A 26,642-nucleotide genomic window follows, 5' to 3' on the forward strand; every position below is an offset into this window, starting at 1 on the left:
TTTGTGCGGATGGAGACTGCTTTTGTTCGCATACGCAGCCTTTTGTGCGGATGGAAACTGCTTTTGTTCGCATACGCAGCCTTTTGTGCGGATGGAAACTACTTCTGTTCGCATACACAGCCCTTTCATAAGGATGGAAACTCCTTTTGTTCGCATACACAGTCTCCTTTCATAAGGATGGAAACTACTTCTGTTCGCATGCTCAGTCCTTCCACACGAGTAGAAACTCCTTTTGCGCAAGCGCGGTTCTTTCATTAGGATCACTCTTTCGCACGAATAGGCTCGGCTTTTATCCGTCTAGGCAATAAGTTTGGTCGATATTAGAATCCTCTTTTGACTTCCTCAAAAAAAGCGAACCCTATAAACAACCTAGGATCCGCTCAAAAAATTTATTTTACAACCGTTTTATATAATTCTGGTCGACGGTCAGCATATACAGGGATGCGACCGCGCACTTCATCGACAATCGAGAAATCTACATCAACAATTGCTAGCTCTTCATCTTCAGCGCCTGTCCATAATACCTCTCCCCAAGGCTGAATAATCATCGATTGACCGTTGAAATTTTCTACTTTATTCGCAATTCGGTTAACTGCGATAACGAAGCATTGATTTTCGATTGCTCGCGACTGTAAAAGTGTTTTCCAGTGATCAATGCGTGGTGTCGGCCATTGTGCAGGGACAAATAATACCTTTGCACCTTCCAATGCATGAGCACGAAGCCATTCTGGGAAACGAATATCATAGCAAATAACACCCGCTGCCTCAACCTCACCTAAAGCGAAACGGTTCATCTCATCGCCCGCCTCCAAATACAAATGCTCATCCATTAGCTTGAATAGATGCGCCTTGCTATACTCACCAGCAAGCTCACCTTCATTATTATAAACATACATTGTATTGAAGAATTTATCGCCGCGCTTAATTGCCACAGAGCCACCAACAATATGTACACCTAGCTCACGTGCTAATCTACTTAAAAATGCTTGCGAGCGTACGCCGTCTACATCCGCTATCTCCTCTAATTTTTCAAGTGCATAGCCCGTATTCCACATTTCAGGTAATACAATAATCTCGGCGCCCTTACTTGCCGCTTCACGAATAAATTTTTCAGCTCGTTCAAAATTGGCTTCTACCTTTCCAAAACCAACATTCAATTGAATACATCCGATTTTCATAATTCTAACACCGCCTCTAGACTTTTTCTCATAAATATCATAACATGATTCTAATAATTTTTATTATATTCTGAAAAAACAGGTGATTAATAAATGGAATTCTCGAAAAAACTTCAGCAGCTTCCTCCGCAGTTTTTTGCCGCACTTGCTGGTAAAGTAAGCGCAGCAATAGCAGAGGGACGCGATATTATTAATTTAGGGCAAGGCAATCCTGACCAGCCAACACCTCCACATATTATCGAAGCATTACAGCGTTCAGCAATGGATCCGCAAACACATAAATATTCACCGTTTCGTGGTGTACAGGAACTAAAACAAGCCGCTGCTGACTTTTACAAGCGCGAATACAATGTCGATATCGATCCAGAAAAGGAAGTAGCCATTTTAGGTGGTACAAAAATAGGCTTAGTTGAGCTTCCACTGGCGATCTTAAATCCAGGTGATACGATGCTGTTGCCAGATCCAGGATATCCTGATTACTTATCGGGTGTTGCACTAGCAGACGTTCAATTTGATACGATGCCGCTCGAAGCAAAAAATAGGTTTCTTCCTGATTACGAGGCACTTTCAGAGGAAGTAACATCGCGAGCAAAGCTGATGTATATTAATTACCCAAACAACCCAACTGGCGGTACTGCCGATAAACATTTTTTTGATAAAACAGTCGGATTTGCGCGCGAAAATAATATTGCTGTAGCGCATGATTTTGCATATGGAGCAATCGGCTTTGATGGTCAAAAACCGCCTAGCTTCCTGCAATCAGAGGGAGCAAAAGACATCGGAATTGAACTATACACATTATCAAAATCTTATAATATGGCAGGCTGGCGAGTAGGTTTTGCAGTCGGCAATGCAAAAATGATTGAAGCCATCAACATTATTCAGGATCATCTATTTTGTAGCCTTTTCCCTGCTGTTCAGCATGCCGCAGCAGAAGCATTAAATGCAGAGCAGCATTGCGTGGAAAGCTTACGTGCTACATATGAAAGTCGTCGTAATGTATTAATCGAAGAAGCACGGCGAATCGGCTGGGATGTACAGGCTCCAACAGGCTCCTTTTTTGCATGGTTACCTGTGCCAGCGGGCTATACAAGTCAGAGGTTTACCGATCTTTTACTCGAAAGGGCAGATGTAGCGGTTGCTTCTGGGAACGGCTTTGGCGAGTATGGAGAAGGTTACATACGCGTAGGCTTACTAGTTTCAGAGGAACGAATGAAAGAGGCCATTGCCCGCATTGCAAAGCTCGAGCTATTCAAAAAGCAGCCCGTCATAAAATAAGGTTCACCCAGATCAAAAAGGCAGAAGTGTTGTTAGATCAACGTTTCTGCCTTCAAACTTTTTCTATTCTATTACCCCAAGCTCACGGCCTACTTTTTCGTAAAGGGCTAGCGCGTCATCGAGCATTTCCTTCGTATGCGCCGCTGTTGGCATATTACGAACGCGCCCTGTTCCTTTAGGTACTGTTGGGAATACGATCGATTTCGCATAAACGCCTTCTTCAAAGAGGCGACGAGAAAATTCCTGTGTTAGCTTTTCATCCCCAATAATACATGGCGTAATAGGTGTTTCAGATGCGCCAATGTTAAAGCCTAGTTTTTTCAGTCCGGCTTTTAAGTAGTCGCCATTGTCCCAAAGCTTGTCATGTAACTCTGTTGAGTCCATCAGCATTTGTACCGCAGCCGTAATAGCAGCTACATCCCCCGGTGGAAGTGCAGTCGAGAATAAAAATGGACGCGAGCGAACGCGAAGCCAGTCGATTAAGTTTTTCTTCCCCGCAACATAACCACCAACAACGCCAATTGCCTTCGATAGTGTTCCGATTTGGAAGTCGATTTCTTTTTCCAAACCGAAGTGCTTCACTGTTCCCTTCCCTTTTCCTGTCACACCAGAGCCATGTGCATCATCTACATACGTAATGAGGTCAAACTCCTTCGCAATTTCAACGATTTCTGGAAGCTTAGCAATATCGCCGTCCATTGAGAAGACACCATCTGTAATCACCATTACTTTATTATAAAGCCCTGATTCTGTCGCTTCCTTTGCCTTCGCGCGTAAATCTGCCATATCGGAATGGTTGTAGGCGATAATTTTGGCTTTAGATAAGCGGCAGCCATCAATAATTGATGCATGATTGAGCCTATCGGAAAGAATGGCATCATTTTTATCCATTACGGCCGAAATTGCTGCCATATTACAGTTAAAGCCCGATTGATAGCTAATGGCTGCCTCAGTTCCTTTGAATTCAGCTAATTTTTCTTCTAATTTAACATGAAGGTCGAGCGTACCATTGATTGTACGAACCGCACCTGCCCCTACACCGTACTTAGCTATTGCTTCTTTAGCAATATGCTTTAGCTCCTCATTTGTCGCCAAGCCTAAGTAATTATTAGAAGATAAGTTGATTAAATGCTTACCGCGCACCCGAATCATCGGTCCATTAGCGCCTTCAACTGGATCTATTTCATTGTACAAGCCTTGATCACGAAGCGCCTGTAGGTTTTCATCTAAAAAAGTATTTAATGCTTTTGACAAGATGCCTCTTCCTTTCGCTTTTCGAATTTATTTTCATTTTAGCATAAATCAGTAGCCTAGGCTTTTTGTGGATAGGGCGCTTTTGTTGATTCTCTCGTGGATTTCGTAGAATTAATAGACAATTCTTTGTCGATCATAGAAAGTTTTCACAAGATAATAGAAACTTTAGGCTAAATAATAGAAACTTTCCCTAAACTAGCATAAGCTTACTCGTTAAGCGATTCTTTTATTAAGCTGGTAACGAAACTTTGGCAACGTCCATTGAATAATGTAGCCTGAGCCGAGTGCCAAAATAATCGTACCGACACCGACCGGACCGCCCAGTAGCCAGCCTGTCGTTACGGCAAATAACTCCATGATTGTACGTCCTGTTCGAACAGAGAAGCCTTTACTCGCAATAATCATCATAATCGTATCTCGCGGACCTGCTCCCAGATTCGCTGAAATATAAAGAGCACATCCCGTACTCATTACAAAAAGACCGCCAATGAAATATGTAATTTCTAATGGAAAAATTGTTGTATTCGGTAGCAGCCAGTTAAAAAAATCAATAAAGGAACCGACTAATAGCATATTCAGCCATGTTGCAAGCTTCGGCCACTCTCTTAAATAGAGAGAAGTTGAAAGGATAATGATTAACCCAACTAATATTGACCAAGTCCCAATTGTGAGCCCTAGTTGCTTAAACATACCGATATGTAATACATCCCACGGGCTCGTTCCGATAATTTTACCTTTAATCGTCATTGTAATTCCTAATGACATTGTGGCAAGACCAATAAAGAAAAAAGTCCATCGCCATTTATTTTCTTTTGACATGAAGCACCATACCTTTAGTTAAAGTCATCGTCTTGCCATAGTTTACATGGCTACCTGTGCAAATTTCGCCCTTACAGCTTGCGCTAAATCTGTTGGCGTTAGCTTTATTTGCATACCAATTTTCCCAGCGCTAACTATCACATATTCTAACCCTTCTGCGGAAGCATCAATAAAGGTTGGGAGGAGCTTTTTCATACCGATTGGTGAACAGCCCCCGCGGACGTACCCTGTTAAGCCAAGCAAATCCTTCACAGCGAGCATTTCGATTTTTTTCTCCCCGGCTACTTTAGAGGCTGCCTTTAAATTGAGCTCTGCCGCAACAGGCACAACAAAGACATAAAAACGATTGGGACCAGCTGTTGCAATTAATGTTTTAAAAACATGTTCGACTGGCTCTCCAATTTTAGCAGCGACTGTAACGCCATCGACCGCCTCGCCATCAGCTGTTGTATACTCGAATAACTCATGCTGAATTTTTTCCTTTTCGATTAAACGTACAGCATTTGTTTTGATCGGTTTTTTAGCCATTCTGTTGAACCTCCTCCTCTTATAATTATTCCATTATTATATCAAAGAAAAAAGATGAAGAGTTATCCCTTCACCTTGAAACAAGTTGCCTATTTATCTTGTATAGTCTAATGAAATTTAAGCAATTCTTGAAAATTGTGGCTCATCGAATGAGCGGTATCCATTTTTCACCATCTCGATATGACTCCAATACTTAGACAAGGCTTTTTTAAACTGGCGCCCTTGTAATAGATTTTCTAAATCTTTACCAAATACCGTTTGCTTCTGTTCATCTCGTTGGTCAAAGTTTTGAAGGAATCGCTCAGGAATTTCGAATTTTGTGGATTCACCTACAAAAGGCTCTAGTTCACCGGGTTCGGCTAAATATTCCTCGCCATTTTCCTTTGCAAGTGCTGCCTTCGTTTGTTGAATTTGAGCTGATGCACTAGCTGCAACACGTAAATCTTGAGTTGATGGCTCGGCCGGTGCAAGTGCTGCCTGCTTCACTCTTTCTAAAACAGCAATCGTTTCTTCTTGTGCAGAGCCGATTACCTCTCTACCATGAATAACATCTTGATTTTCAGATTCAGCTCTTTGCATATAAGCTGTTGGATCCGTCGCACTTTCACCAACTGCTCTATATGCCGTAGCATCCTTCTCGCTCACCTTTAACTCATGGATATCACGCTGAAATTCCGGTTGGTCTAGTCTCTGTTCCCTGTTCTTTGTAGAGGATTGAGTTTGCTCATGAGCCAAAGCAGTCGCTTCCTGTGAAAGTGGCTCTGCCTCATAGAACTCTTTTTCCGTTTTCCCAGAAAGCAAATTTTCTAACGCTTCTAGGAATGGATTCTTTTTAGTATGGAACTGTGCCGTTTTTTTGTACGCCTCGCCCATTTCTCTTCTCTGTATAGCGCGTTTTCGAACTTCAAATTCTGACGTACGGCTAGTCGTTAATTGAGATACGTTCATGTCTTTCCCCCCATTCCCTAACCTGCTTCATTTATCTATATATATCATTTTTATCGGATAAAACCTCTATTTATTGCAACTTATTTTCTCTATCAGTATTAAAGGACTATTCAAGGCTCACCTTAATAAATCTCTTTTCCCTTTTCACCTAGAAGCTAAACACAAAATTTAAAAAAATTTTACCAAAACTTCATAAAATAACAACAATCGCACTCTAAACTTAAATTAAACTTACCCGACAGAGGTGCTTCTATGAAATCTACTACTATACGAAATACAAAATCTAATAAACTTTCATCCTATTTAAAATATATTCTAGAAAGGCAAAATAAATACTTTCTGTATTGGAAGCAATTATTAGAGTTAAATAAGATCATTGAAAGACAAGAGATTCGAACACTCTTTCAACCCATTATTGATATTCAACAGAATAATACATTTGCCTACGAAGCATTAAATCGCCCAAATAGCACGAAATTATTCCCTAATCCGGACGCCTTTTATGAGTTTGTAGGTCGAACAAATCATGTATTTTACTGTGAATGTCTTTGCCGCAACCTGTCCCTACAACGATTTCAGGAACGCCTAACCGATGAGATGAAAAATGAAAACCCAGTTTTATTTATTAATATTCACCCAAATGTGCTGCTCGATAAAAATTACCATAGCGGCGAAACACGGCAGCTACTAAAGGACCTTGGACTTCAGCCGCAGCAGGTCGTATTTGAACTAACAGAGCGTAGCGCCGTCACCGATTATGATGAGTTTGAACGAGTACTGAATCATTACCGTGCACAGGGCTATCGCATCGCCGTAGATGATGTCGGATCTGGCTACAATAGCTTAAAAACACTTATCTTTCTAAAGCCAGAGTTTATTAAAATTGATCGTTCGTTAATTCAATCGATTGACGAAAACATTCCGCAGCAGCAGCTATTATCTGTGCTGCTCAATTATGCAGAGCAATCCGAAACAAAAGTGATTGCTGAAGGGGTAGAACGCTTCGAGGAATATAGCTATTTGAAGCAGGCAGGGGTTCACTATGCCCAAGGGTTTGCACTTGGTCGACCAGATGAGCGAATACAACGAACACAGATCATTTTGTAAAGGATGATAACTAATGCTAATTATCGGGAAGATTGTTGAAAATGTTCCATGTATTCTTCCAGAAACGAAAAGTAAAAAGGTAAATGAGCTATTTGTTGAAGATGAAACATTACGGGGGATTGTCGTTGTTCACAATAATCAGCCAGTCGGACAAATTCCACGTACACATTTTTATCAAAAGATTGGTACACAGTATGGCTATAACTTATATATGGGTAGGGAAAGTAAATTACTTTTTAAAAATACACCTTTAATAGTCGATTACTCGCTACCGATAACAGATGTTAGTACGCTTGCTATGCAGCGGCCAGAGCAGGATTTATACGATGATATTATCGTAACGAAGAATAGTGAATTTTTTGGCGTCGTAAGCATTCGGGCGCTCCTACTTCATCTAGTAGAAGCACAGGCAGAATTAGCGAGCTTTTTAAATCCTTTAAGTCACTTACCCGGTAATCATCTTATCGAGCAAAAGCTACAGGAAGTATTAACAATGCCCTACTATAGCTTAGTTTATTTTGATGTCGATTTTTTCAAAATGTACAACGATATGTATGGCTTTAAACGGGGCGATCAAGTGTTGCTCTATTTAACAGAAATTTTAAAAGGACATATCACACAAAACGATTACTTCCTTGGTCATGTTGGTGGTGATGACTTTGTTGCTGTCATTCCACATTATGATGTGACGACTATTTGTAATAGTATTATTCATAAATTCGATGACGAAATTGAGTATTTTTATGATAAATTTCATCTACATCAGGAACTATTCGTAACAGGGCGTTCGGGTATTCCTGAGCCCTTCAAAATTTGCTCCTTATCGGTGGCCGTAGTGACCAACGAAGAGCAGCACTACACTTCGATTGATTGTTTAACTGAGGCAGCAGCACGTGTAAAAAAATTGTGCAAGGATATTCCGTATAGCTGTTATTTAATTAACGAAGGAACGCCACTCGATAAATACCTCTCGTCTCAAAATTAGTTAAGGTGATTATTATATGCTTTTAGATAAATAAATCCGAACCCCAATAACTTAAGGTTCGGATCTTTGCATTATAATTTAAATCGAATGACGAGCTCCTGTAATGTTTCGGCCATTTCTGATAAGATCATTGCCGATGCAGTAATTTCCTCTACTGCGGCTAGCTGCTCCTCTGTTGTCGAGGCAACTCCTACAGAAGTCTCTAAATTATGTCCAGCAACTATTTTCATCTCATTCATCGCCGCGACGATTTGCTCTGTTTGTGCAGAAAACTCAATAGCCGTTGCTGAAATTTCCTCCATCTCTGGATTCAGCGTTTCCATACGGTGTAGTATCCGAGCAAATTTTTGTGCTGTGTCTTCTGTCGTTTGAATTCCTAAGGCAACATCTTGATTCACTCTCTCCATAATTGCAACAGAGCTTACAGTATCCTTTTGAATCGCTTGAATTAACCCGGCAATTTGTGTAGCTGACTCCCTAGATTGCTCAGCTAGCTTTCGTACCTCATCTGCTACAACAGCAAAGCCTTTCCCATGTTCTCCTGCACGGGCCGCTTCAATTGCCGCGTTTAGTGCTAATAAATTCGTTTGGTCTGAAATATCGGTAATAACATTGATAATCGAATCAATTTCCTTTGAGCGATTATTTAAACCGCGAATCATTTCGCTCGATTGCTCGACTGTATGTTGAATCGTTGTCATTTGATTCATCGATTGCTCCACAGAATCGTTTCCATCCTGTGCATACCCCATTGTCTCGCGCGTTAAATGGGATACACGATTACTATTTTCTGCTATACGCTCTATACCAGTAGACATTTCATTTAGCGCAATTGTCGTTTCATTAACAGCGGCGGTTTGAATTTCCGCGTCCTTTGACATATCTGAAATGGAGGCTGTCACATGCTCAACAGAGGCCGTTGTTTCCTCTGAACTCGCATTGAGCTCCTCACTAGAAGCTGCTAAGGATACCGCACTAGTCGAAATTTCCTTCACAAGCCCATGTAAGCTACCTACCATTTCATTAAAGGAAGCTTCAATATAACGCAATTCATCCTTTGTCTGTAAATCTACAACCGTTGTTAAATCACCCGCTGCTACATTTTTCGTTGCTGTCTCAAGCTGTTGAACAGATTTTTTAATAGCATAAAATAATCCAGTAAAGATATACAGGGCTAAAAGTATAATAGCGATACCTGTTATGAATACGAATAAGGTTTGCTTGGATAATTTATCCTCTTGCTTTGCCTCTAACTTACTCACCGTCTCCATTCCCTCATCGATAAAGGTAAATGCGCCCTCAATAGATGCGGTAGCCGTTTCATAATATTGATTCGCTAATTGAGCATCAGCCCCTTGCGCACTTATTAAGCTTAAAAACGTAAAGTATGTATCAATATTCTTTTTAAAATCCGTATAGGATGCCTCAAGGTTAGACTTTAAATATGGATCATCAAATGCTATGTCTAAATCCGCTTGTAGCAATTGTAAACTCTTCGTTGTAGGATAGTATAGCTCATACAGGGCATTCTGCTGATCCGTATTGTCTGCCTCTTTATTAAACACGCCCATCCCATTAGAACGAAGTAATTCCAAATTTTCTGTTAGCTGCGGTAGCGTAATAGCCACATTATAAATTAAATTAAAATTCTCTTTGTCCTCTTGTAATAACAGACCAGAATTGTTGCTAATTCCATTCATGACCGCAATAATATCTGCTGTTAGAATCGAATAACTAGAAATAATTTGACTCGTGTTTGTCCACTCTGTGCTCTGTAGGCTTTCCCACTGCTCCACAAGCTTAGGAAGCTCCTCTACTACGTTATAATCATATTTTGCTTCTTCTTCAAAAGTAGCGATACCTTTAAAAAGTTCATCTACATTTTGCGTAGCTTCTTTATATGCTTCTTGCAGTGTTGAATTATCTGCACGTTGTAGAGCAACTGATAGCCCCCTTGTTTGCTGTACATTTTGGAGCAAATCTTTATAAATTAGATTATAGCTAGCCCCTTCATTTCGCATCTCGTTATCTAGCAGCGATTGATAGTTACGATCAACGACCAAAAACGCAAAAATCGATAACGGTATTATGAGTATCATGCCTATGACTGTGAACTTTTGATAAAACTTCAATTTATTCAACAACCAAATAACAGGACTAAATACCTTCATTTTCCCATTCCCCTTTTTATTCTTTCTTCTTATGATAAGATTCTAACACGCCATACTTTTGTAACATATTAACATTAATAGATTATGTATGTTCGTTTCAAGTATTTTCTATTGAAAATAGAATTATTTAAATTCTCTACTGATATTGACAAAGGGCGAATAGTTTTATATTTGGGTCATTTTCATAATCCATATTTTCATAACTAAAATTATTCGCATCGTTACGCTACAGTTAAATACGTTGGCGCGTGAAAAAACGAGCCACTTCCTTTGGTGTTGACGCTTCACTGTCAGTCGCTAATCTAACGGAAAAATAATTCACCATTCACATAGCAAACTAGCAGCATTTATTCAGAAGGGGAATCGAAACGGTCACGATTGGCGAAAGTAAGCGAAGAATAGCATATTAGTATATGGACGTTTGAGCGCTAGGTAAATGACGAAGAAATCCATCAAAGAATTATGCAGATTATACTTGGATAAAATACGAGAGTTCAATCGAAATTAAGTTTTCATTTAATACAGTAAATCTATTAAAAAAAGCGCTGAGACTATATTTTATTCAAAATTCACTTCGTCTTAGCGCTTTCTTATTAATTTTTATTATTTAGTTAAAACCGTTTCGCCAGCAATTCCTGGATGCCCAAACAGATTCTTCACCCCAAAAATCTATTGCCCATGCGAATCATTAATATCCTCCTTAGCATGAGACAAATCGTTTTAAAATTTATACTACTAATGTTGAGTTAATTTCTTTTCTGATAATATCAATACAATCTTCAACCATGACACTAGCAGTCGGATACATACCTGCACCCGGTCCTAAGAAAATTAAATTCCCACTATAATTTGTCTCAATTAAGACGGCATTATTTACTCCATCCACTGCATAAAAGGGGTGTTTTATATCAATCAATTGAGGACCTACTTTAGCTAAAATCGAGCCATCTTTTCCTCTTTCTATTTCTGCAATATGACGATAACGTAAACCTTTTTTATTCGCCTCTTTTACATTATCATTTGTAATATTATCAATGCCCTCAAAATTTATGTTTATATCTTTTGATTGCTTACCAAAAGCAGCTTTACTCAAAATTTTCAATTTATACAGTGCATCTCGACCAGAAATATCATCTGAACAATCTGCCTCTGCATAACCTTTTAACCTAGCCTCTCTTAATGCTACTTCAAAAGTAGCTCCTTCACACATCTGTGTTAGAATGTAATTCGATGTTCCGTTCAGAATACCTTGAATACGACTGATCTCATTCACTTGAAGTATGCTTCTTATCGATCTAATGATAGGAATGCTACCAGCAGTTGTTCCCTCATAACCTATATATACACCATTCTTTTCTGCAAGATTTTCTAGTTCAACACCGTATTTAGAAAACATGTTTTTGTTTGCAGTAACAACATGACATCCATACTCAATTGCTTTTTTCAAATAATTATAAGGAGGATTTTCATTACCTATTGCTTCAAAAACAATATTTAAATTCTCGGTAGCCAAAATATCATCCATATTATTTGTATATAAATGTTTTGTACCTGGAATACGTTCCCATGATAAATCTTTTACTAAAATGCTACTTACTACAAATTCCAAACCATAATCATCTTTAAATTCCTCAAATTTTTTGATTAAAATACTGTATATTCCTTGGCCTACTGTTCCAAACCCTAAAATTGCCACTTTTATAATTCTAGACGTGTTCTTATTTAAATCTCTCGTACTATATAATTCAAACCCTTTCAATTTATATTCACACCCTTCCGCACACTTCTATTTTTACCGTTCTCAATAACCCGAGTAAAACACACACAATTAGTCTATATAGTTTTATAGAGGCTCTTACCATAACATGGGGTTGATTTCCGTTGCGCCAGAGGACAACAGATGTTTTGCGCAGATAAATTGTCACACGATGTGGCGATTCTAGCCTTCGTTCTTCTCTAGACGCTAATCTCCAAGGAAAATAATCTGTTCCCCAGTGAAAGGAACCGATTATTTCTGCATCGAAAGGCGTAGCCGACAGATGCACTCACGCTGGCTCTACTCTAATCAACAAAGGGACCGTCTGAAAAGGCAATTGACCCTACCTAAAAATTAATGCTCTACAGAAAAAGAGTAAAATTTAAGAGATGATATAAACACATATACCATCTCTTCTAATCAACCTACTTAAACCTTTTTTTCTAATACCTTTAAAAAACTAGCTAAATCTAAATACACCCCTGTAAATTCTCTATAATTATTAATTACAAATAATATACCTACAGTGAAAGCCTGAGAATCAACCACTGTATGTTCAATAAATAAATTTTCTCCTACTCCACTTGCAAATATCGTATGTCTAGAAATCTTAAGCGGAATCCTTAAAGAACTAATATTTTGATTGCTAGTAAGCCCTATTTTGTCTTTTAAATATAGTGCGGTACCGGATGGCATATCAGCTTTATCTGAATGATGTACTTCTATTATGCCTATATTATCTTTATCAAATATTTTTGATAACGCGTTTAATGCATTACTTAACGACGCTATTCCTAAAGAAAAATTACTTGACCATAAAAGAAATACATTGTTCTCTTTAGCTATACTAGATAACCTTTCAATTTCTTTCTCATCAATTCCAGTTGTCCCTACAATGGTACTAATTTTATTAATTAAAGCTAATTCAATATTTTTAGGGGCAGCCTCACAAGTGGAAAAATCAATAAACAAATCTACTTCTTGGTTATCGATTACTTCTTGAAAATTCTTATAGATATACTTGTAGTTTTTTTTATTGTGTAATAATTCACCGATATCAGTACCTACAGAATTCTCACCAATTCCAGCCACAATATCGATATGATTATTTTCAGATAAATTTCCTGCTACTGTTCTCCCTGTTTTACCACTTATACCACCAAAGGCGATTCTCTCCACAATATCACTCCACCCCATCTAATTAATTTTAAGATTTGCATTTCATTACTGGAGATTAAAACAAATCACTTTCGGCTCCGTCATTTCTTCAATAGCAAACTTGATACCTTCTCTTCCAATGCCTGACCCTTTAACGCCTCCAAAAGGCATAGCATCGATTCTATAGTCACTACTATCATTGACCATAATGCCCCCGACATTTAAATCCTTTATTGCTACAAAAGCGTGGTTAACATTATCTGTGAAAATACCTGCTTGTAAGCCATAATCCACATCATTAGAGTACTCAATGGCTTCCTGTAAATCTTTCACTTTAAATAACAAAAGAACAGGACCAAAGATTTCTTCTTTTGCTAGATCAGAATCTATAGGTACGTTCTCCAATATAGTTGGCTCATAAAAAGCTCCTTCTCTATGACCTCCACATAAAACCGTTGACCCCTGATTCACTAATTCATTAACTATTTTTTCAACTCGAATTGCTTCATTTTCCGTAATAAGTGGACCCATGTCTGTTTTTTCGTTTAATTTATCTCCTAAGTTATACAAACAAGTACGTTCTATTAATTTACTTTTGTATCTGTCATAAACATCCTCTTCAATAAAAACTCGCTGAACGCCAATACAATTTTGTCCTGCAGCCCAAAAAGCTCCCGAAACAACACTTTCTACAGTTGTATCAACATTTGCATCCTTTAATATAATAACCGGAGAATTAGAGCCTAACTCCATGCTAAATTTCTTGAGTCCTGCTTTTCTCATAATTTCTTTACCAGCCTCCAATCCACCAGTAAAAGAAATCATTCTAATTTTAGAATTTTCTACTAAAACATCCCCGATTTCACTAGCTTTCCCTGGTAATACCGTCAATATCTTTTTAGGTAACCCCGCATGATCAAAGGCTTCTGCTAATTTTAATGCACTTAGTGGCGTTACTGTTGCTGGCTTTACTATAATTGCATTACCTGCTGCTATAGCTGGACCAACCTTATGTGCAACTAAATTCAAGGGATCATTGAATGGTGTGATTGCTAAAACTATCCCCATAGGGAACCTTTGGAAATAGCCTACTCTATTTTCTCCGCCTTCCATTTGGTCGAAGGAGAGGGTTTCTCCTGTTATTCTTCTAGCTTCTTCAGCACTTATTTTTATTGTTTCTATACATCTGGCCACCTCTTTTCTTGCTTCCTTGATCGTCTTACTGCTTTCAAGAGCAAGAATTTTTGCATATTCCTCACTATTATCTAAAATATACTGAGCAGCTTTCTGTAAAATAGAAATCCTCTGATGTACTGGTAACCTCGAAGAAATTAAAAACCCTTCCTCTGCTTCTTTTATTGCCATTTCAGCATCAGCTGCGGAAGCAGATTTAATCTTCTTTATTAAACTTCCATCTTGTGGATTTATCACACTAATGGTTTCATTTTTCAAATCACTAGCTATCATTTCCTTTACCATTTCTACACCTCTATTTGTTTATAATTCTCCAAAAAGAATAGGTCTTACAGGCGATTGAGCCTTTTGCACTTGTTCAACTGAATTAACACCAATTTCTTCTATTAATATATCTCTTAACACAGGTTGACACGTTCTTCCCTGACAATATCCCATACCTACTCTATTACGCATTTTGATTCCTTGAACTGAAGTTGCACCTTCTTTTATCGCTACCAAAATTTCATCGAGACAGACGCCTTCACAGCGACATACTAGTACTTTGTTCAAAATTTTATTCGCCTACCTTTGCAACATAAGTTTCCCACTTCATTTGCATAATCTCTCTTCCATTTCTTATTTTAGGAAGAAATAAAATTGGAGAAGCTCTCCTAGCCTCTTCTACGGATTCATAGGCTTTTTCAACTTCACTCTCATCAACCATTTCAAAATCTTTAAGTAAATTTAAGGCAGCAAGCTTTCCTTGCGCCATTGCAACCTTTGCTCCCTCAATCCCTGTAATATTACCAGCAACATACACGCGATCTTTTGTAGTATTTAAATATTTATTATGAAGAGGGACAATGCCTCCTAACTCTGGGATATCTACAATTTCACAGTTTGCCAATTGTGAGCTGTCCACTAAAGGCAGCAGACCACCTGACAAACAAACTGTATCAATATTTAGCGTTTCCACTATGTTAGGCTGTATTTTTCCATCAACTGAAACTTTGTTAATTGTTACACTTTCTACTTCTTGTTCTCCGTTAATTTGAGTAACTGCTTTCCTTAAATAGAGCGGGATACCATGTATTTTAAGTAGATCTAACGTTAAAAAATTTAATGCAAAACTCGCGATTTTCCCCTTCATCATTTTACCTAATATTCGGAAAATTTTATTTGGTGCCAAATCTGATGCTAATGCTAAATTTTCTAAAGTCTCTCTTGGATTACTTTTATTCAGAGTCAGAATAGTAGGTGATGGCAATACCATACCTTTTACATCAAATCCTGCATTCTTCATTTCGATAGCTACTGAAATAGAAAGAGGATCAATACCTACAAACAAAACTTTTTTTCCAATTTTCACATTGTGAAGGTTAGTAAATGTTTGAGCTGCTCCTACACTTACAACCCCCACTTTTGTCCAACCACTTATTGGTAAAGCCTTTTCTATTGCACCTGTCGCAAGAATTATTGCTTTTGAATAAATTTCTTTAATTTGATTATCTGAAACAGAAATAATAAAATCACTTTCAATTTTCCAAACAGTTGTTTCACATAAAATTGTTACGCCATATTTCAATGCTTCTTCAGTTAGCTGTGTAGCAATCTTTTTTCCATCCCAATGTCTGCTTTCCTTAGGGGCTTTAGGATCGTCATATAGTTGCCCTAATAAGCGCCCACCTGTTCTAAAATATTCATCGACTACAACTACTTTCAAGTCACGTTTGGCAAGTTCTATTGCAGAAATAATACCTGCTGGACCAGCTCCAACAATTACAACATCAACATTCATTATATTCAGCCCCATAACTAATCTCGTTACCACTTGTAACGACCATGCCTTCTTTTAGCAATGTCAAACAAGTTCGTTTACTTGGAGTTCCATTTATAGTAGCTCTACATTCATAACAGTGACCAATACCACAATATATTCCTCTTGCTTCTCCCGTTATTTCACAATTTCTAATACTACGAATACCGTTTGCTATTAAGGCAGCTGCAACAGGTTGACCCTCTATACCAGTTAGTAACTTTCCATTGAACATAAAGTTAATTTCTATAGCATCATTTTGTTTTTCTTTTATCTCTTCCATTTTCATACACATTCCCCCAACCCCAAATCTACACGGATCAAAATTAAAGTGAATTTTTTACTATAATTATTGTTATTAAATACTTTGTTAATTTACACGTTAACTTTTGAGAACCGATCTATTTTAAATGCATCTAGATTAATGTCTATGTTCTGTCGACTAACCATTTCAGTCATTATTTTTCCAGTAATCGGAGCTAACGCAATACCATCGCCTTCATGACCAGCTGCTATAAATAAACCGTCAACTGAAGGTACTTCACTCAATATCGGCAAATTGTCTGGTGTAAAGGGTCTAAAGCCTGAAAAAGTTCTAATTAGGTTAACATTTTTAAGAAATGGGAATGTATTTACCGCTCTCTTTGCAATTTCACGAATCACTTGACTATTTGTCGAGCTATCAAACCCAGCAAACTCTCTTGAGCCACCAATTAGCAACGTACCACTTTGTGTTTGCCCTATTGCTAAACCGATTCCGTATGGATCCCCATTAGTTTTTTGTAATTTTGAAGCGATGTAAGATCCACTTAAAATATTGCAATCAATAATTTGAGGTAACCTTTCCGTGACTAATATTTGCCCTTTTCTAGGGATAATTGGAACATCTATGTTAATCGTTTCAAGAATTTTTTTTGTCCAAACACCCGTACATACAACGACACTATCCGCATAAAAAATTTCATCAGCAGCTTTAACTCCAATAATACGACCGTTTTTAATGACTAGGGATTGAACCTCACAGTTTAACTTAATTGTTGCATTATTCTTTTGGGCAGCTTTCGCAAAAGCGAAAGCTGTACCCATAGGACTAATCTCTGCATCTTCTTCCCACCAAGTTGCAGCTATTATTTTTTTTGAAAGTGCTGGAATTTTTTTTCTCGCTTCATCTCCACTAATAATAGAGACATTTAGTCCAGCTTGATTTTGTCTTTCTACCATTTCCTTTATGACGTTAAACTCAAATTCATTTTCAATTAATATCATTCCCCCACCCTTGTGGTACTCTAAATCTTCTTCTAGCTCTAATTCTAGTGTTTTATACATCTCTGCACTTTTTAATGCCAAATCTAAATTTGGTCCTGGCTTTTTTGATTGAAGCATAATCGCTCTATCACAGGAACCCGAGGAACCCGCAGCAATATCCTTGGCCTCAAATAATATTACTTCTATATCTTTTTTTGTAAGGTAATAAGCCACTGATGTACCAATGATTCCCCCACCAACGACTATGACTTTTTGTTTCAAATCTAAGCCTCCCAATAGGAACTTAATTACTAACTTTAATTTGTAAGTAAGTTTCTAAACTTTGCAGTATTTTGTTTTCTGTATCTTTTGCACTCATTACTAACGGCAATCGTACCCCGCCAACATCTAAACCTACTTTATTTAACATAATTTTTATTGGAACAGGATTTACATCATAAAATGCCGCATCCATTAATGGTTTTAATACAGAATTAACCTTAATAGCCTGCTCTAGATTCCCTTCCAAGAAAAGATCTATCATTGCTTTCATCTCTTGACCAACAATATGACTAGCTACACTAATTACGCCATCCCCCCCTACAGAAAGAAACGGAATTGTAAGGGAATCATCGCCACTATAGATCAAAAAGTCTTCAGGTACTACATTTCGAATATCAATAACACGTGAAACATCCCCAGTAGACTCTTTTATTGCTTTTATATTATTAATTTTTGCAAGCTGCTCAATTGTTTCAATAGACATATTTGTTCCTGTTCGACCTGGAACATTGTATATTAATACTGGAAGGTCCGTTGAATTTGCAACTGCTTTGAAATGTTCATAAATTCCTCGTTGTGATGGTTTATTGTAATAAGGGACGATTACCATTACACCATCAGCACCCAATTCTTGGGCCTTCTTTGTATTTTCTATTGTGATGCCAGTATCATTAGTACCTGTCGACACAATGATAGATCCTTTATTACCTACTACATTCTTCACTACTCTAAAAATATTTTCTTTTTCTACTTGTGATAATGTAGGAGACTCTGCTGTCGTCCCCCAAAGTACTAATCCATCTGTGTTGCCTTTATATAAGTGCTTTGCTAGATTTTCTACTTGCTTTAAATTTACGTCTCCATTTTTATCAAATGGAGTTACCATTGCAGTCAAAATCTTTCCCCACTCTAAAATTCCCATCTCGTCACCTCTTATATATTTTCTATTTCTAGTTCATTTAAATTTCTTCGATTCGGAAGAACCATTGACACAATAACTGTTAGTAGCATTGAAATTAATACTCCCCATAAAATCCCGAATACTATAGACACAATTGCACCAGAAACTAGACCAATTCTTCCTCCCCAAATAGATACCTTACTATTATGGAAGCCCATTTCAAATTTCTCTTCTCTTCGCGATTTCCATAAAAGCCCAACGATTAGTACAGGTACTACACCACCACCTGCCATCGTATAAGCCATAGAGAATAAGCTAATAATTGATTGAGAATAAATTGCTGCTAAGATCGAAAAAACACCTACAACTACTACTAGCCACTTCGATAATTTAATAAGAGATTTATCTTCTAAACCTTTTTTATAAGGCATTACAATATCATTTACGATTACTACAGCTGCCGAATGTAATTGTGAAGATGCACTAGAAATTGCTGCTAAGAAAATTAAAATAAAGAATAATAGAGCCGCTAGTTCTGACATTTCACTCATAATTAACCAAGAAATAGCCTGTCCAGATTCTAAAGTTGGATTCATCGCCTTTACTATCATTCCAGTAATGGAAGATAAGATGGTAAAAGCAATAGCAACAAAACCACTATAGAACATTGCTCTACTTGCAGCTTTTGGATTGTCAGCCGCGAAACAACGTTGCCAATATACTTGAGCTGCTAAAATCCCGAAACAACCAGTAATAAATAAAGATAAAACTTCCCAACCGGAAATATTTAATTGTGTTAAATAACCAGCATCAACTTCTATTAACATGCTCTTTAAATTCGAATAACTAAAATCAATTTTTGCCAGTACACTAACATAGAACCATATTGCAAGACCAATTAGCAGACCACCCTGAACCAGATCTGTCCAAACTACCGAGTACATACCACCAATCATTGTATAAAGAATGAATACGGCCGAGAAAAAGAAAATTAGTGGTAGAGGATCTGTATTGGTAAATACTGAAAAGAGCGCTCCCATTCCTTTTGCTTGCCCACCGATCCAAGCAATCATAATTCCCGAAGTTAGAATCCCTACGATCGCTCTCGATAACTTGTCTCTCAAAATCAAATCGTTCAGGAGCTCTCCAATACTTTTATAGGTAAACCTTGCTGCGAACCCCGCAAAGAGTAAAGCAAAAATAATTTTTGAACCTTGCTCACCTATAATGAAAGGAATATTTGCTATACCTGATTCAAAACCTTTCGAAGAATGCCCGATAAAATTGCCTACCCCCATGATCGTTGCAATGTCGCTAAATAAAATTAAAAAGAATGGAAGTGTTCCACCGGCTATTGCAAACTGTAAAAAGCTTTCATTGGATTTCTTTCTAAAAACTAATGACATCAGAATAAAAAACAAACTTAAAATAATGGTACTTATCCATGTCCAAGTAGCTAACACATTTTTCTCCCCCTTATTTCTTCTGTCTAGGCGCCTACTAATCTATAAGCAATATTTATGCCAACCTCTAAAAAAACACATAAAAAAATGAATTATTTTGTGTTTTTTTAGAAAATCACCTATTTTTTGTTCGTTTTATTGTAAAAAACAGATAAAAGTTAGGAACTTTTAAAATAACAAAATTCTAAAAATTAGAATTTTCTAAATTTTAGAATCACACATCCCCGTTCATAATTAAAGATAAAACGAGCATATACATGACATATAACAGAAAACGCTTACATTTTTATTTTAAAAGTTAGAATTATGATTCACAATCAATAATTTATTTATTAACTGTTTGGTATCCATACATAAACAAGATTTATAATCCATCACAACGAAAATTTACACCTCTTTTACCCTCTTCAATTTATCGATAATTCTAACTACTTTGAAAGATTCAAAAAAAAAATGTATGCTTATAGAATAATTTATTTGGACAATTTGATGATTCAGGATAATGCATTTTAACAAGGGGCAGATAAAGAGGTAGATTTTCTTACATACTATTGCTCTAAACTAGTTAGCTTTTTTGTTGAGTTAACAAACATGGATGAATAAGAAGAGACTTAGAAGATACATATAAATATTTATAGAGGTGATTAACATGGATAAACCTAAACACTCCATAATTTTTACAGATTCATCTGAAGAATTACTTACATTCGAAAGTATGCAAGAATTAGGATTATTAAATATTATTTATTTATCAAAAACTCATCCAACGTCAAAAGTACAGCAAGAAATATCAGATGTACTTAAAAAGTACGATTCTGTATACATTTTTTCTAAGTTTCCTATTGATTTGAGTGATGATTCGAATAATCTAACTTTAATTAGTGGCAATAATTATTCTCACTACGTTCAAATTTATTCTCTAATTAATAAAACAATTGAACAAAAAAATTTTTACTTTTCAATTTTAGAAAATATCCACCACGGTATACAAGTAATAGACGATCAAGCTGTAGTTAAATATGTAAATCCAGCATTCACGAATATTACAAACATCCCTGCAGTAGAACGGTTAAATAGTAATATTAAAGACTTTTCACCAGAAGGAGCCTTATATAAAAGCTATTTAGCTAGGAAACCTATTATAGGTCTGCGTTCTGGTGGGGCTGGTTCAAAAGTTGAAACAATTTCAAATGCACATCCAATAATAGCAGACAATAAATTTCTAGGAGCTGTTACAACACTTCAAGACATTTCAGAAATAAAATATTTAACACACAAAATTTTGGATGATGATAATTCAATTTTTTTAACAGACGATACAGAAAACTTAGGTTTTAAGGCAAACTACACCTTTGAAAATCTAATAGGGGATAGCCCTCAATTTAGAGAAGTTGTCGAGTTATCCAAAAGAATCGCTAAGTCAAAATCTACTATTTTAATCACGAGTGAAAGTGGTACAGGAAAAGAATTATTTGCACATGCTATACATAATGAGAGCTTATTTAGAAATGGACCATTTATAACAGTTAATTGTGCAGCTATTCCTGAAAACTTGCTAGAAAGTGAATTGTTCGGATATGAAAAAGGCGCCTTCACAAGTGCCAATCGTAAAAAAATAGGAAAAGTAGAGTTAGCAAATAAAGGCACCATTTTTCTGGATGAAATAGGGGAAATGAGTCTATTGCTACAAGCAAAATTACTTCGTTTCCTGCAATCTAGAGAAATTGAACGTATCGGTGGATTAACAAAAATTAACGTAGACTTGAGAATCATTGCAGCAACTAATAAAAACTTGAAGGAAATGGTTAAATTCGGTGAATTTAGAGAGGATTTATACTATAGATTAAATGTAATAAACATCGAAATCCCACCACTAAGAAAAAGAAAAAGCGATATTATTTCTATCACTGAAGATCTAATGGATAAAATCAGTAAACGAGCTAGATTACCAAAGATGCAATTAACAAACAAATCCTATGCTTTGCTTTGCGAATATGATTGGCCTGGTAACGTAAGAGAATTAGAAAATTTTCTAGAAAGGGTTATGAATGAAACAACAGCTTCTGTTATCCCTAAAAATCTTATAGAAAAAAATATATCTAGACTTCTACAGTCAAATACTCAGAAACATTATGTTTTAGAAACGAATGAACATTTACCCTTATCCATAGTTGAAAAATCACATATCATAAAGGTTTTAAAACAGCATGACCATTCTACACTAGAAGGAAAGAAAAAAGTTGCTAAAATATTGGGCGTTTCACTAGCAACGCTATATAACAAAATAAAAAAATACAATATAGAATACTAAAAAAGAAATCATAAAATAGCGTACACGCCAATCAATCAAGTGTATGCTATTTTTATATATCATAATTTCTTCTACACTACATTCTTCCTCTAAACATTCCATTGTATGAACCCTCAGTCAATTGATCATTTCCTTCTAGCTTAAAGACAACAACATAAATATATACATTTTTAATGTAGGCGAATAAATAAATTGAGAATCAAAACGGATAGAAATTGTATACTCTGAATATCTATATAGTAAATAAACCTTTTTCACATTTCCACCTTAAAAAACAAGAAAAATGCACATACCTATAAAAATAAAGATTTTAAGAGAATAAAAGTGTAATAATTGACAATTCAGAAAAAATTAGATTATAGTTCATTTATTAATAATTACTACAGCATGATGAATAGTACCTATAAAATAACATGTTCATTTTTTAGAAAGGAGGTATACGTAAATGCCCTATTCAATGAAAATTTCTCAGCAAATTACGCAAACATTAAATACAGAATTAATTCAGCATTTACAAATTCTCCAATTCTCCACTGATGAATTAGAGCAATACATTTATGAGAAAGGAAACGAAAATCCACTATTGACTATTAAAGATGCTGAAGCAAGGAGTAATTATGAGAATATCATGAAGCTAGCATTTATTCCCTCTAATTCAAATATCCAAAATGGAAATCATAAAGAATTTAATTTCATTGAAATGAAGCTTGAGCAAAAGGAAAGCTATGAGAAATATTTATTTGAACAAATACCATCACACATAAATTTAAATCCAATCGATCTAAATATTTTTACTTTCTTAATTCAATCTTTAGATGAGCGCTTATTTCTAGATGTTGATTTGAATAGTGTTGCCGAAAAATTCAAAACTACATCTTCTCATGTAGAGGAACTGTTGGAGCTATTGCAAACATTCGAACCAATAGGGGTAGGAGCCCGTAACTTCAAAGAATATTTACTTATTCAAATTAATAACGACCCATTTGCCCCCAGAATGGCTTGCCAATTTATTTCGGACGATTTAAAACTTGTATCTACAAACTCATTTAAACAATTATCCAAAAACTACAAATTAACAATGAAAGAAGTAAAGAGCACCGTTGATTATATAAAAAAATTGAGGCCTGTAATAACAGCGGATAAGTTTGAACCAACATCTTATGTGATACCTGATGTTGAAGTTAAAAAATATGAAAGTGAATGGCTTATTCATTTAAACCGCCACTACTTACCTTCTATTTCTATAAACGAGAGCTATGTAAATCTTTTGAAAAATGATGAGAATTATAAAACGTATTATAAGCAGTCCATGCAAGATGCCCTTGCCCTAATACAAGGGATTGAACATCGAGATAAAACGCTCTACCAATTAGTACAGCTACTACTGGATATTCAACAAGGCTTCTTTAATTTAGGAAGATCTGCTTTAAAACCGATGCGTCTAAAGGATGCAGCTCATGAATTAAATGTTAATGAATCAACAATTAGTCGGGCCATAAGAGGTAAGTATATACAAACACCCCATGGTATCTATACACTACAATCCTTATTTACAAAGGGTATAGCTAGTGAATCTGGAAAAATGGATTCTGTAATCTATATAAAAAATAGAATAAAGAGGTTAGTAGAAACTGAGAATAAACAAAAGCCTCTCGCTGATCAACAAATTACTCAAATTTTATGCGAAGAAGGTATTTCAATTTCAAGAAGAACAGTTGCGAAATATCGTGAAGAGATGCATATCTTAAGTTCATTTAATCGAGCTCATTTGTAAAATATGTATTATACGAAAGTCTATTTTATAATAGCTAGTTTATTTATAATCAAAAGTAAAATAATCGAGAATTCCAATAAGCGAAGGTCGGTGGTAGTCAGCAGTTTAACGTACGTGCATTTTGGGAAGAGCAATAGCGTAGCGTTATCTATGCTTATTTGTTGACCTCTAAAACTGTGAATTAGTAGGTGCCAGTTACGGTGCAAATAAACCCGATATGATTCTCTATAAAAAAATGTCAAACTGGAAATACAGTTTGACATTTTTGAGCATTTTCAAATAAAACTATTTATCAAATTTCATCCCTTTTAACAGGTCAGCAAACGCATTATTAATTGGTTCAGCTTCTTTCTCCTGCTGCTTCATATACTTCTGTACACTACGCTTATCCACTTTACCGCCGCCTTCTTTTTTACGACGCGCTTCAAAAGAGGATAATTTTTCACGATGACCGCATTTACATACAAAGATTTGGCCATCGCCTTCACCTCGTAGCTCTAGCTTTTTCTTACATTGTGGGCAGCGAGCATTCGTCACACGCGCGACATTTTTACGGTGGCCACATTCACGGTCTTGGCATACAAGCATTTTGCCCTTTTTTCCATTCACTTCAAGCATCGGTTTACTACAATCTGGACAACTTTTCGTTGAAATATTGTCGTGCTTAAATTTCTTATCGCTATTTTTAATATCAGCTACAATTTCTTTTGTATGCTGCTTCATTTCATTGATGAATGTTTCTTTTTTCAGTTTGCCTTTAGCAATTAATTCTAACTTTTGCTCCCACTCAGCTGTTGTTTCAGGAGACTTTAATTCGTTAGGAACTAAGTCAAGCAACTGACGCCCTTTAGACGTGATATGAATATCTTTACCACGTTTTTCAATTAGGAATGAGTTAAATAGCTTATCGATAATATCCGCACGTGTTGCAACTGTTCCTAATCCACCTGTCGATTTTAATGTGTCTGCAAGCTGCTTATTTTGTGTATTCATATACTTTGTTGGGTTTTCCATTGCTGAAAGCAGAGTTGCCTCATTAAATCGTGCTGGCGGTTTTGTTTGACCAGAAGTTTGAGAAATTAAAGTTACTTTTAGCCCCTGCCCTTTTTCAAGACGAGGAAGTAACTGTTCTTTTACATCTTCATTCGTCTCTTCATCATCAAAACGATTCGAGTATACTTCCTTCCAACCTGCTGTAATAACTGTTTTACCACGAGCGATAAATTTTTCTTTACCGATTTGAGCATGTACCGTTAATTGCTCATATTCGTGTGCTGGGAACAAAACGGCTAAGAAACGTTTTACAACTAAATCATAAATTTTACGTTCTTTATCTGTAAAGTTTCCAAAGTTCACATATTCCTCTGTTGGAATAATTGCATGGTGATCCGATACCTTACTATCATCTACAAACGATTTATTCGCTTTAATTGACTTTGTAAGCACCTTATTTGCTAAAGAGCGGTATTCACCTATACCACATGCTTTTAAACGTTCTGGAAGCGTGCTGACAATGTCTGATGATAAATACCGAGAATCTGTACGTGGATAAGTTAATACTTTATGCTGCTCGTAAAGCTTTTGCATAATATTTAAAGTTTCTTTAGCTGAGTATCCAAACATTTTGTTAGCATCACGCTGTAGCTCGGTTAAATCATATAGACCTGGAGAAAAAGATTTTTTTGGTTTTCGTTCTACCTCAATTACTTTTGCATCTTGTTTATCCAATGAATTTACAATGGCATCAATTTTCTCTTTATTAAAGCTACGAGAGTTACCATTCCCATCTTGCCATGTTAATTTTAATTCTGATGTCTTTGCTTCAATACCATAATACGTTTGCGCTTTGAAATTCTTAATTTCATCCTCACGAGCTGCTACCATTGCTACAACGGGTGTCTGTACTCGTCCCGTATTTAATTGAGCATTAAATTTTGTCGATAGGGCTCGACTTGAATTCAATCCTAAATACCAGTCCGCTTCACTACGGGCTACAGCTGCATGATATAAGTTGTCGTAATTCTTACCCGGTTTTAAATTCGCAAAACCATCCTTAATAGCTTTGTCAGTTACAGATGAAATCCATAAACGCTTAATTGGCTTGTTTACCTTAGCGCGATCTATTATCCAACGAGCTACTAATTCCCCCTCACGTCCAGCATCAGTAGCTATAATGATTTCATTTACATCATTACGTGTAAGTTGAGATTTAACTGCATTATATTGTTTACTCGTTTGCTTAATCGTTGTTAATTTCAAACGTTCTGGTAGCATCGGTAAATCTTCAAGATTCCACTTTTTATACTTTTCATCATAGCTTTCCGGATCAGCTAATGTTACTAAGTGGCCTAATGCCCAAGTAACAATGAATTTATCTCCTTCAAGATAGCCATTTCCTTTTTTATGACACTTCAGCACATTCGCGATATCACGAGCTACTGAAGGTTTTTCTGCTAGTACTACACTTTTAGCCATGTATAACATCCTTTCGT

The 26,642-nt window shown here is 36.3% G+C and carries 21 protein-coding genes; 5 read left to right on the forward strand and 16 right to left on the reverse strand.

Translation table 11 applies throughout. The features are described 5' to 3' along the window. Positions 1–389: 389 nt before the first annotated feature. A complete protein-coding gene (locus tag V4T18_RS16025; protein WP_332651115.1) occupies positions 390–1,178 on the reverse strand; it encodes a carbon-nitrogen family hydrolase in 789 nt (262 codons plus the stop codon). A 93-nt stretch (positions 1,179–1,271) separates the two neighbouring features. Here V4T18_RS16025 and V4T18_RS16030 point away from each other — a divergent pair, with 93 nt between their 5' ends. Further along, the gene (locus tag V4T18_RS16030) at positions 1,272–2,456 is read left to right on the forward strand and encodes a pyridoxal phosphate-dependent aminotransferase (RefSeq protein ID WP_332651117.1); all 1,185 of its coding nucleotides are present in this window, start codon (positions 1,272–1,274) and stop codon (positions 2,454–2,456) included. A 63-nt stretch (positions 2,457–2,519) separates the two neighbouring features. Here the strand turns inward: V4T18_RS16030 and V4T18_RS16035 are convergent, their stop codons facing one another. The 4 genes from V4T18_RS16035 to V4T18_RS16050 form a co-directional block, all read right to left on the reverse strand. Next, positions 2,520–3,710, reverse strand: coding sequence for a glycine C-acetyltransferase (locus V4T18_RS16035; protein WP_332651119.1), 1,191 nt, complete (start codon positions 3,708–3,710; stop codon positions 2,520–2,522). Between the two features lie 213 nt (positions 3,711–3,923). Continuing rightward, positions 3,924–4,529 carry a YczE/YyaS/YitT family protein gene (locus V4T18_RS16040; protein ID WP_332651121.1) on the reverse strand — a complete coding sequence of 202 codons (606 nt, stop codon included), beginning with the start codon at positions 4,527–4,529 and terminating at the stop codon, positions 3,924–3,926. Between the two features lie 42 nt (positions 4,530–4,571). Beyond that, entirely contained in the window at positions 4,572–5,057 is a 486-nt protein-coding gene (gene ybaK / locus V4T18_RS16045; protein WP_332651123.1) for a Cys-tRNA(Pro) deacylase, read from the reverse strand. A gap of 117 nt (positions 5,058–5,174) precedes the next feature. Further along, positions 5,175–6,005, reverse strand: a complete 831-nt coding sequence (locus tag V4T18_RS16050; RefSeq protein WP_332651125.1) for a putative metalloprotease CJM1_0395 family protein — start codon at positions 6,003–6,005, stop codon at positions 5,175–5,177. 252 nt (positions 6,006–6,257) lie between these two features. Here V4T18_RS16050 and V4T18_RS16055 point away from each other — a divergent pair, with 252 nt between their 5' ends. Continuing rightward, positions 6,258–7,112: an EAL domain-containing protein gene (locus V4T18_RS16055; protein WP_332651126.1), complete on the forward strand. Its 855-nt coding sequence runs from the start codon at positions 6,258–6,260 to the stop codon at positions 7,110–7,112. A gap of 13 nt (positions 7,113–7,125) precedes the next feature. After that, positions 7,126–8,097: a GGDEF domain-containing protein gene (locus V4T18_RS16060; RefSeq protein WP_332651128.1), complete on the forward strand. Its 972-nt coding sequence runs from the start codon at positions 7,126–7,128 to the stop codon at positions 8,095–8,097. 71 nt (positions 8,098–8,168) lie between these two features. Here V4T18_RS16060 and V4T18_RS16065 read toward each other — a convergent pair whose 3' ends face one another. The 10 genes from V4T18_RS16065 to V4T18_RS16110 all read right to left on the reverse strand — a co-directional run bounded on the left by V4T18_RS16065 (position 8,169) and on the right by V4T18_RS16110 (position 20,065). Continuing rightward, entirely contained in the window at positions 8,169–10,268 is a 2,100-nt protein-coding gene (locus V4T18_RS16065) for a methyl-accepting chemotaxis protein (protein WP_332651131.1), read from the reverse strand. Positions 10,269–10,995: 727 nt separating this feature from the next. Then, the gene (locus tag V4T18_RS16070) at positions 10,996–11,970 is read right to left on the reverse strand and encodes a homoserine dehydrogenase (protein WP_332651173.1); all 975 of its coding nucleotides are present in this window, start codon (positions 11,968–11,970) and stop codon (positions 10,996–10,998) included. Between the two features lie 483 nt (positions 11,971–12,453). After that, complete coding sequence (gene dapB, locus V4T18_RS16075; protein ID WP_332651133.1) at positions 12,454–13,203, reverse strand: 4-hydroxy-tetrahydrodipicolinate reductase; 750 nt, start codon at positions 13,201–13,203, stop codon at positions 12,454–12,456. A gap of 45 nt (positions 13,204–13,248) precedes the next feature. Beyond that, a complete protein-coding gene (locus V4T18_RS16080) occupies positions 13,249–14,661 on the reverse strand; it encodes an aldehyde dehydrogenase family protein (protein WP_332651135.1) in 1,413 nt (470 codons plus the stop codon). A gap of 18 nt (positions 14,662–14,679) precedes the next feature. Beyond that, on the reverse strand, positions 14,680–14,928 hold the full coding sequence (locus tag V4T18_RS16085) for a (2Fe-2S)-binding protein (RefSeq protein WP_332651137.1): 249 nt from the start codon (positions 14,926–14,928) through the stop codon (positions 14,680–14,682). Between the two features lie 4 nt (positions 14,929–14,932). Then, positions 14,933–16,156, reverse strand: coding sequence for an NAD(P)/FAD-dependent oxidoreductase (locus tag V4T18_RS16090; protein WP_332651139.1), 1,224 nt, complete (start codon positions 16,154–16,156; stop codon positions 14,933–14,935). Beyond that, positions 16,146–16,463, reverse strand: a complete 318-nt coding sequence (locus tag V4T18_RS16095) for a (2Fe-2S)-binding protein (protein ID WP_332651141.1) — start codon at positions 16,461–16,463, stop codon at positions 16,146–16,148. Before V4T18_RS16095 ends, V4T18_RS16090 begins: the two co-directional genes overlap by 11 nt. Before the next feature lie 86 nt (positions 16,464–16,549). Continuing rightward, on the reverse strand, positions 16,550–17,701 hold the full coding sequence (locus V4T18_RS16100) for an NAD(P)/FAD-dependent oxidoreductase (protein WP_332651143.1): 1,152 nt from the start codon (positions 17,699–17,701) through the stop codon (positions 16,550–16,552). A 22-nt stretch (positions 17,702–17,723) separates the two neighbouring features. Then, a complete protein-coding gene (gene dapA, locus V4T18_RS16105; RefSeq protein WP_332651145.1) occupies positions 17,724–18,623 on the reverse strand; it encodes a 4-hydroxy-tetrahydrodipicolinate synthase in 900 nt (299 codons plus the stop codon). An 11-nt stretch (positions 18,624–18,634) separates the two neighbouring features. Next, positions 18,635–20,065 (reverse strand): sodium:solute symporter family protein, encoded by a 1,431-nt coding sequence (locus V4T18_RS16110; protein WP_332651147.1) that lies wholly within the window; start codon positions 20,063–20,065, stop codon positions 18,635–18,637. Positions 20,066–20,714: 649 nt separating this feature from the next. On the opposite strand from V4T18_RS16110, the gene V4T18_RS16115 reads away from it, so the two are divergent. Together V4T18_RS16115 and rpoN are read left to right on the forward strand one after the other, a co-directional pair. After that, on the forward strand, positions 20,715–22,376 hold the full coding sequence (locus V4T18_RS16115; RefSeq protein WP_332651149.1) for a sigma-54 interaction domain-containing protein: 1,662 nt from the start codon (positions 20,715–20,717) through the stop codon (positions 22,374–22,376). A gap of 445 nt (positions 22,377–22,821) precedes the next feature. Then, positions 22,822–24,150, forward strand: coding sequence for an RNA polymerase factor sigma-54 (rpoN, locus tag V4T18_RS16120; RefSeq protein ID WP_332651151.1), 1,329 nt, complete (start codon positions 22,822–22,824; stop codon positions 24,148–24,150). A 285-nt stretch (positions 24,151–24,435) separates the two neighbouring features. Here the strand turns inward: rpoN and V4T18_RS16125 are convergent, their stop codons facing one another. Continuing rightward, positions 24,436–26,625, reverse strand: coding sequence for a DNA topoisomerase III (locus V4T18_RS16125; protein WP_332651153.1), 2,190 nt, complete (start codon positions 26,623–26,625; stop codon positions 24,436–24,438). Positions 26,626–26,642: the final 17 nt, after the last annotated feature.

The sequence above is a fragment of the Lysinibacillus sp. 54212 genome, from assembly GCF_036662795.1.
GTDB lineage: Bacteria > Bacillota > Bacilli > Bacillales_A > Planococcaceae > Lysinibacillus_B.

What these genes read in the sequence shown, in the direction of transcription:
- V4T18_RS16115 (WP_332651149.1), top strand. Translation starts at nt 20,715, where the DNA reads ATGGATAAACCTAAACACTCCATAATTTTTACAGATTCATCTGAAGAA.
- V4T18_RS16055 (WP_332651126.1), top strand. Translation starts at nt 6,258, where the DNA reads ATGAAATCTACTACTATACGAAATACAAAATCTAATAAACTTTCATCC.
- rpoN (WP_332651151.1), top strand. Translation starts at nt 22,822, where the DNA reads ATGCCCTATTCAATGAAAATTTCTCAGCAAATTACGCAAACATTAAAT.
- dapA (WP_332651145.1), bottom strand. Translation starts at nt 18,623, where the DNA reads ATGGGAATTTTAGAGTGGGGAAAGATTTTGACTGCAATGGTAACTCCA.
- V4T18_RS16030 (WP_332651117.1), top strand. Translation starts at nt 1,272, where the DNA reads ATGGAATTCTCGAAAAAACTTCAGCAGCTTCCTCCGCAGTTTTTTGCC.
- V4T18_RS16060 (WP_332651128.1), top strand. Translation starts at nt 7,126, where the DNA reads ATGCTAATTATCGGGAAGATTGTTGAAAATGTTCCATGTATTCTTCCA.
- ybaK (WP_332651123.1), bottom strand. Translation starts at nt 5,057, where the DNA reads ATGGCTAAAAAACCGATCAAAACAAATGCTGTACGTTTAATCGAAAAG.
- V4T18_RS16095 (WP_332651141.1), bottom strand. Translation starts at nt 16,463, where the DNA reads ATGAAAATGGAAGAGATAAAAGAAAAACAAAATGATGCTATAGAAATT.
- V4T18_RS16125 (WP_332651153.1), bottom strand. Translation starts at nt 26,625, where the DNA reads ATGGCTAAAAGTGTAGTACTAGCAGAAAAACCTTCAGTAGCTCGTGAT.
- V4T18_RS16050 (WP_332651125.1), bottom strand. Translation starts at nt 6,005, where the DNA reads ATGAACGTATCTCAATTAACGACTAGCCGTACGTCAGAATTTGAAGTT.
- V4T18_RS16090 (WP_332651139.1), bottom strand. Translation starts at nt 16,156, where the DNA reads ATGAATGTTGATGTTGTAATTGTTGGAGCTGGTCCAGCAGGTATTATT.
- V4T18_RS16040 (WP_332651121.1), bottom strand. Translation starts at nt 4,529, where the DNA reads ATGTCAAAAGAAAATAAATGGCGATGGACTTTTTTCTTTATTGGTCTT.
- V4T18_RS16080 (WP_332651135.1), bottom strand. Translation starts at nt 14,661, where the DNA reads ATGGTAAAGGAAATGATAGCTAGTGATTTGAAAAATGAAACCATTAGT.
- V4T18_RS16065 (WP_332651131.1), bottom strand. Translation starts at nt 10,268, where the DNA reads ATGAAGGTATTTAGTCCTGTTATTTGGTTGTTGAATAAATTGAAGTTT.
- V4T18_RS16025 (WP_332651115.1), bottom strand. Translation starts at nt 1,178, where the DNA reads ATGAAAATCGGATGTATTCAATTGAATGTTGGTTTTGGAAAGGTAGAA.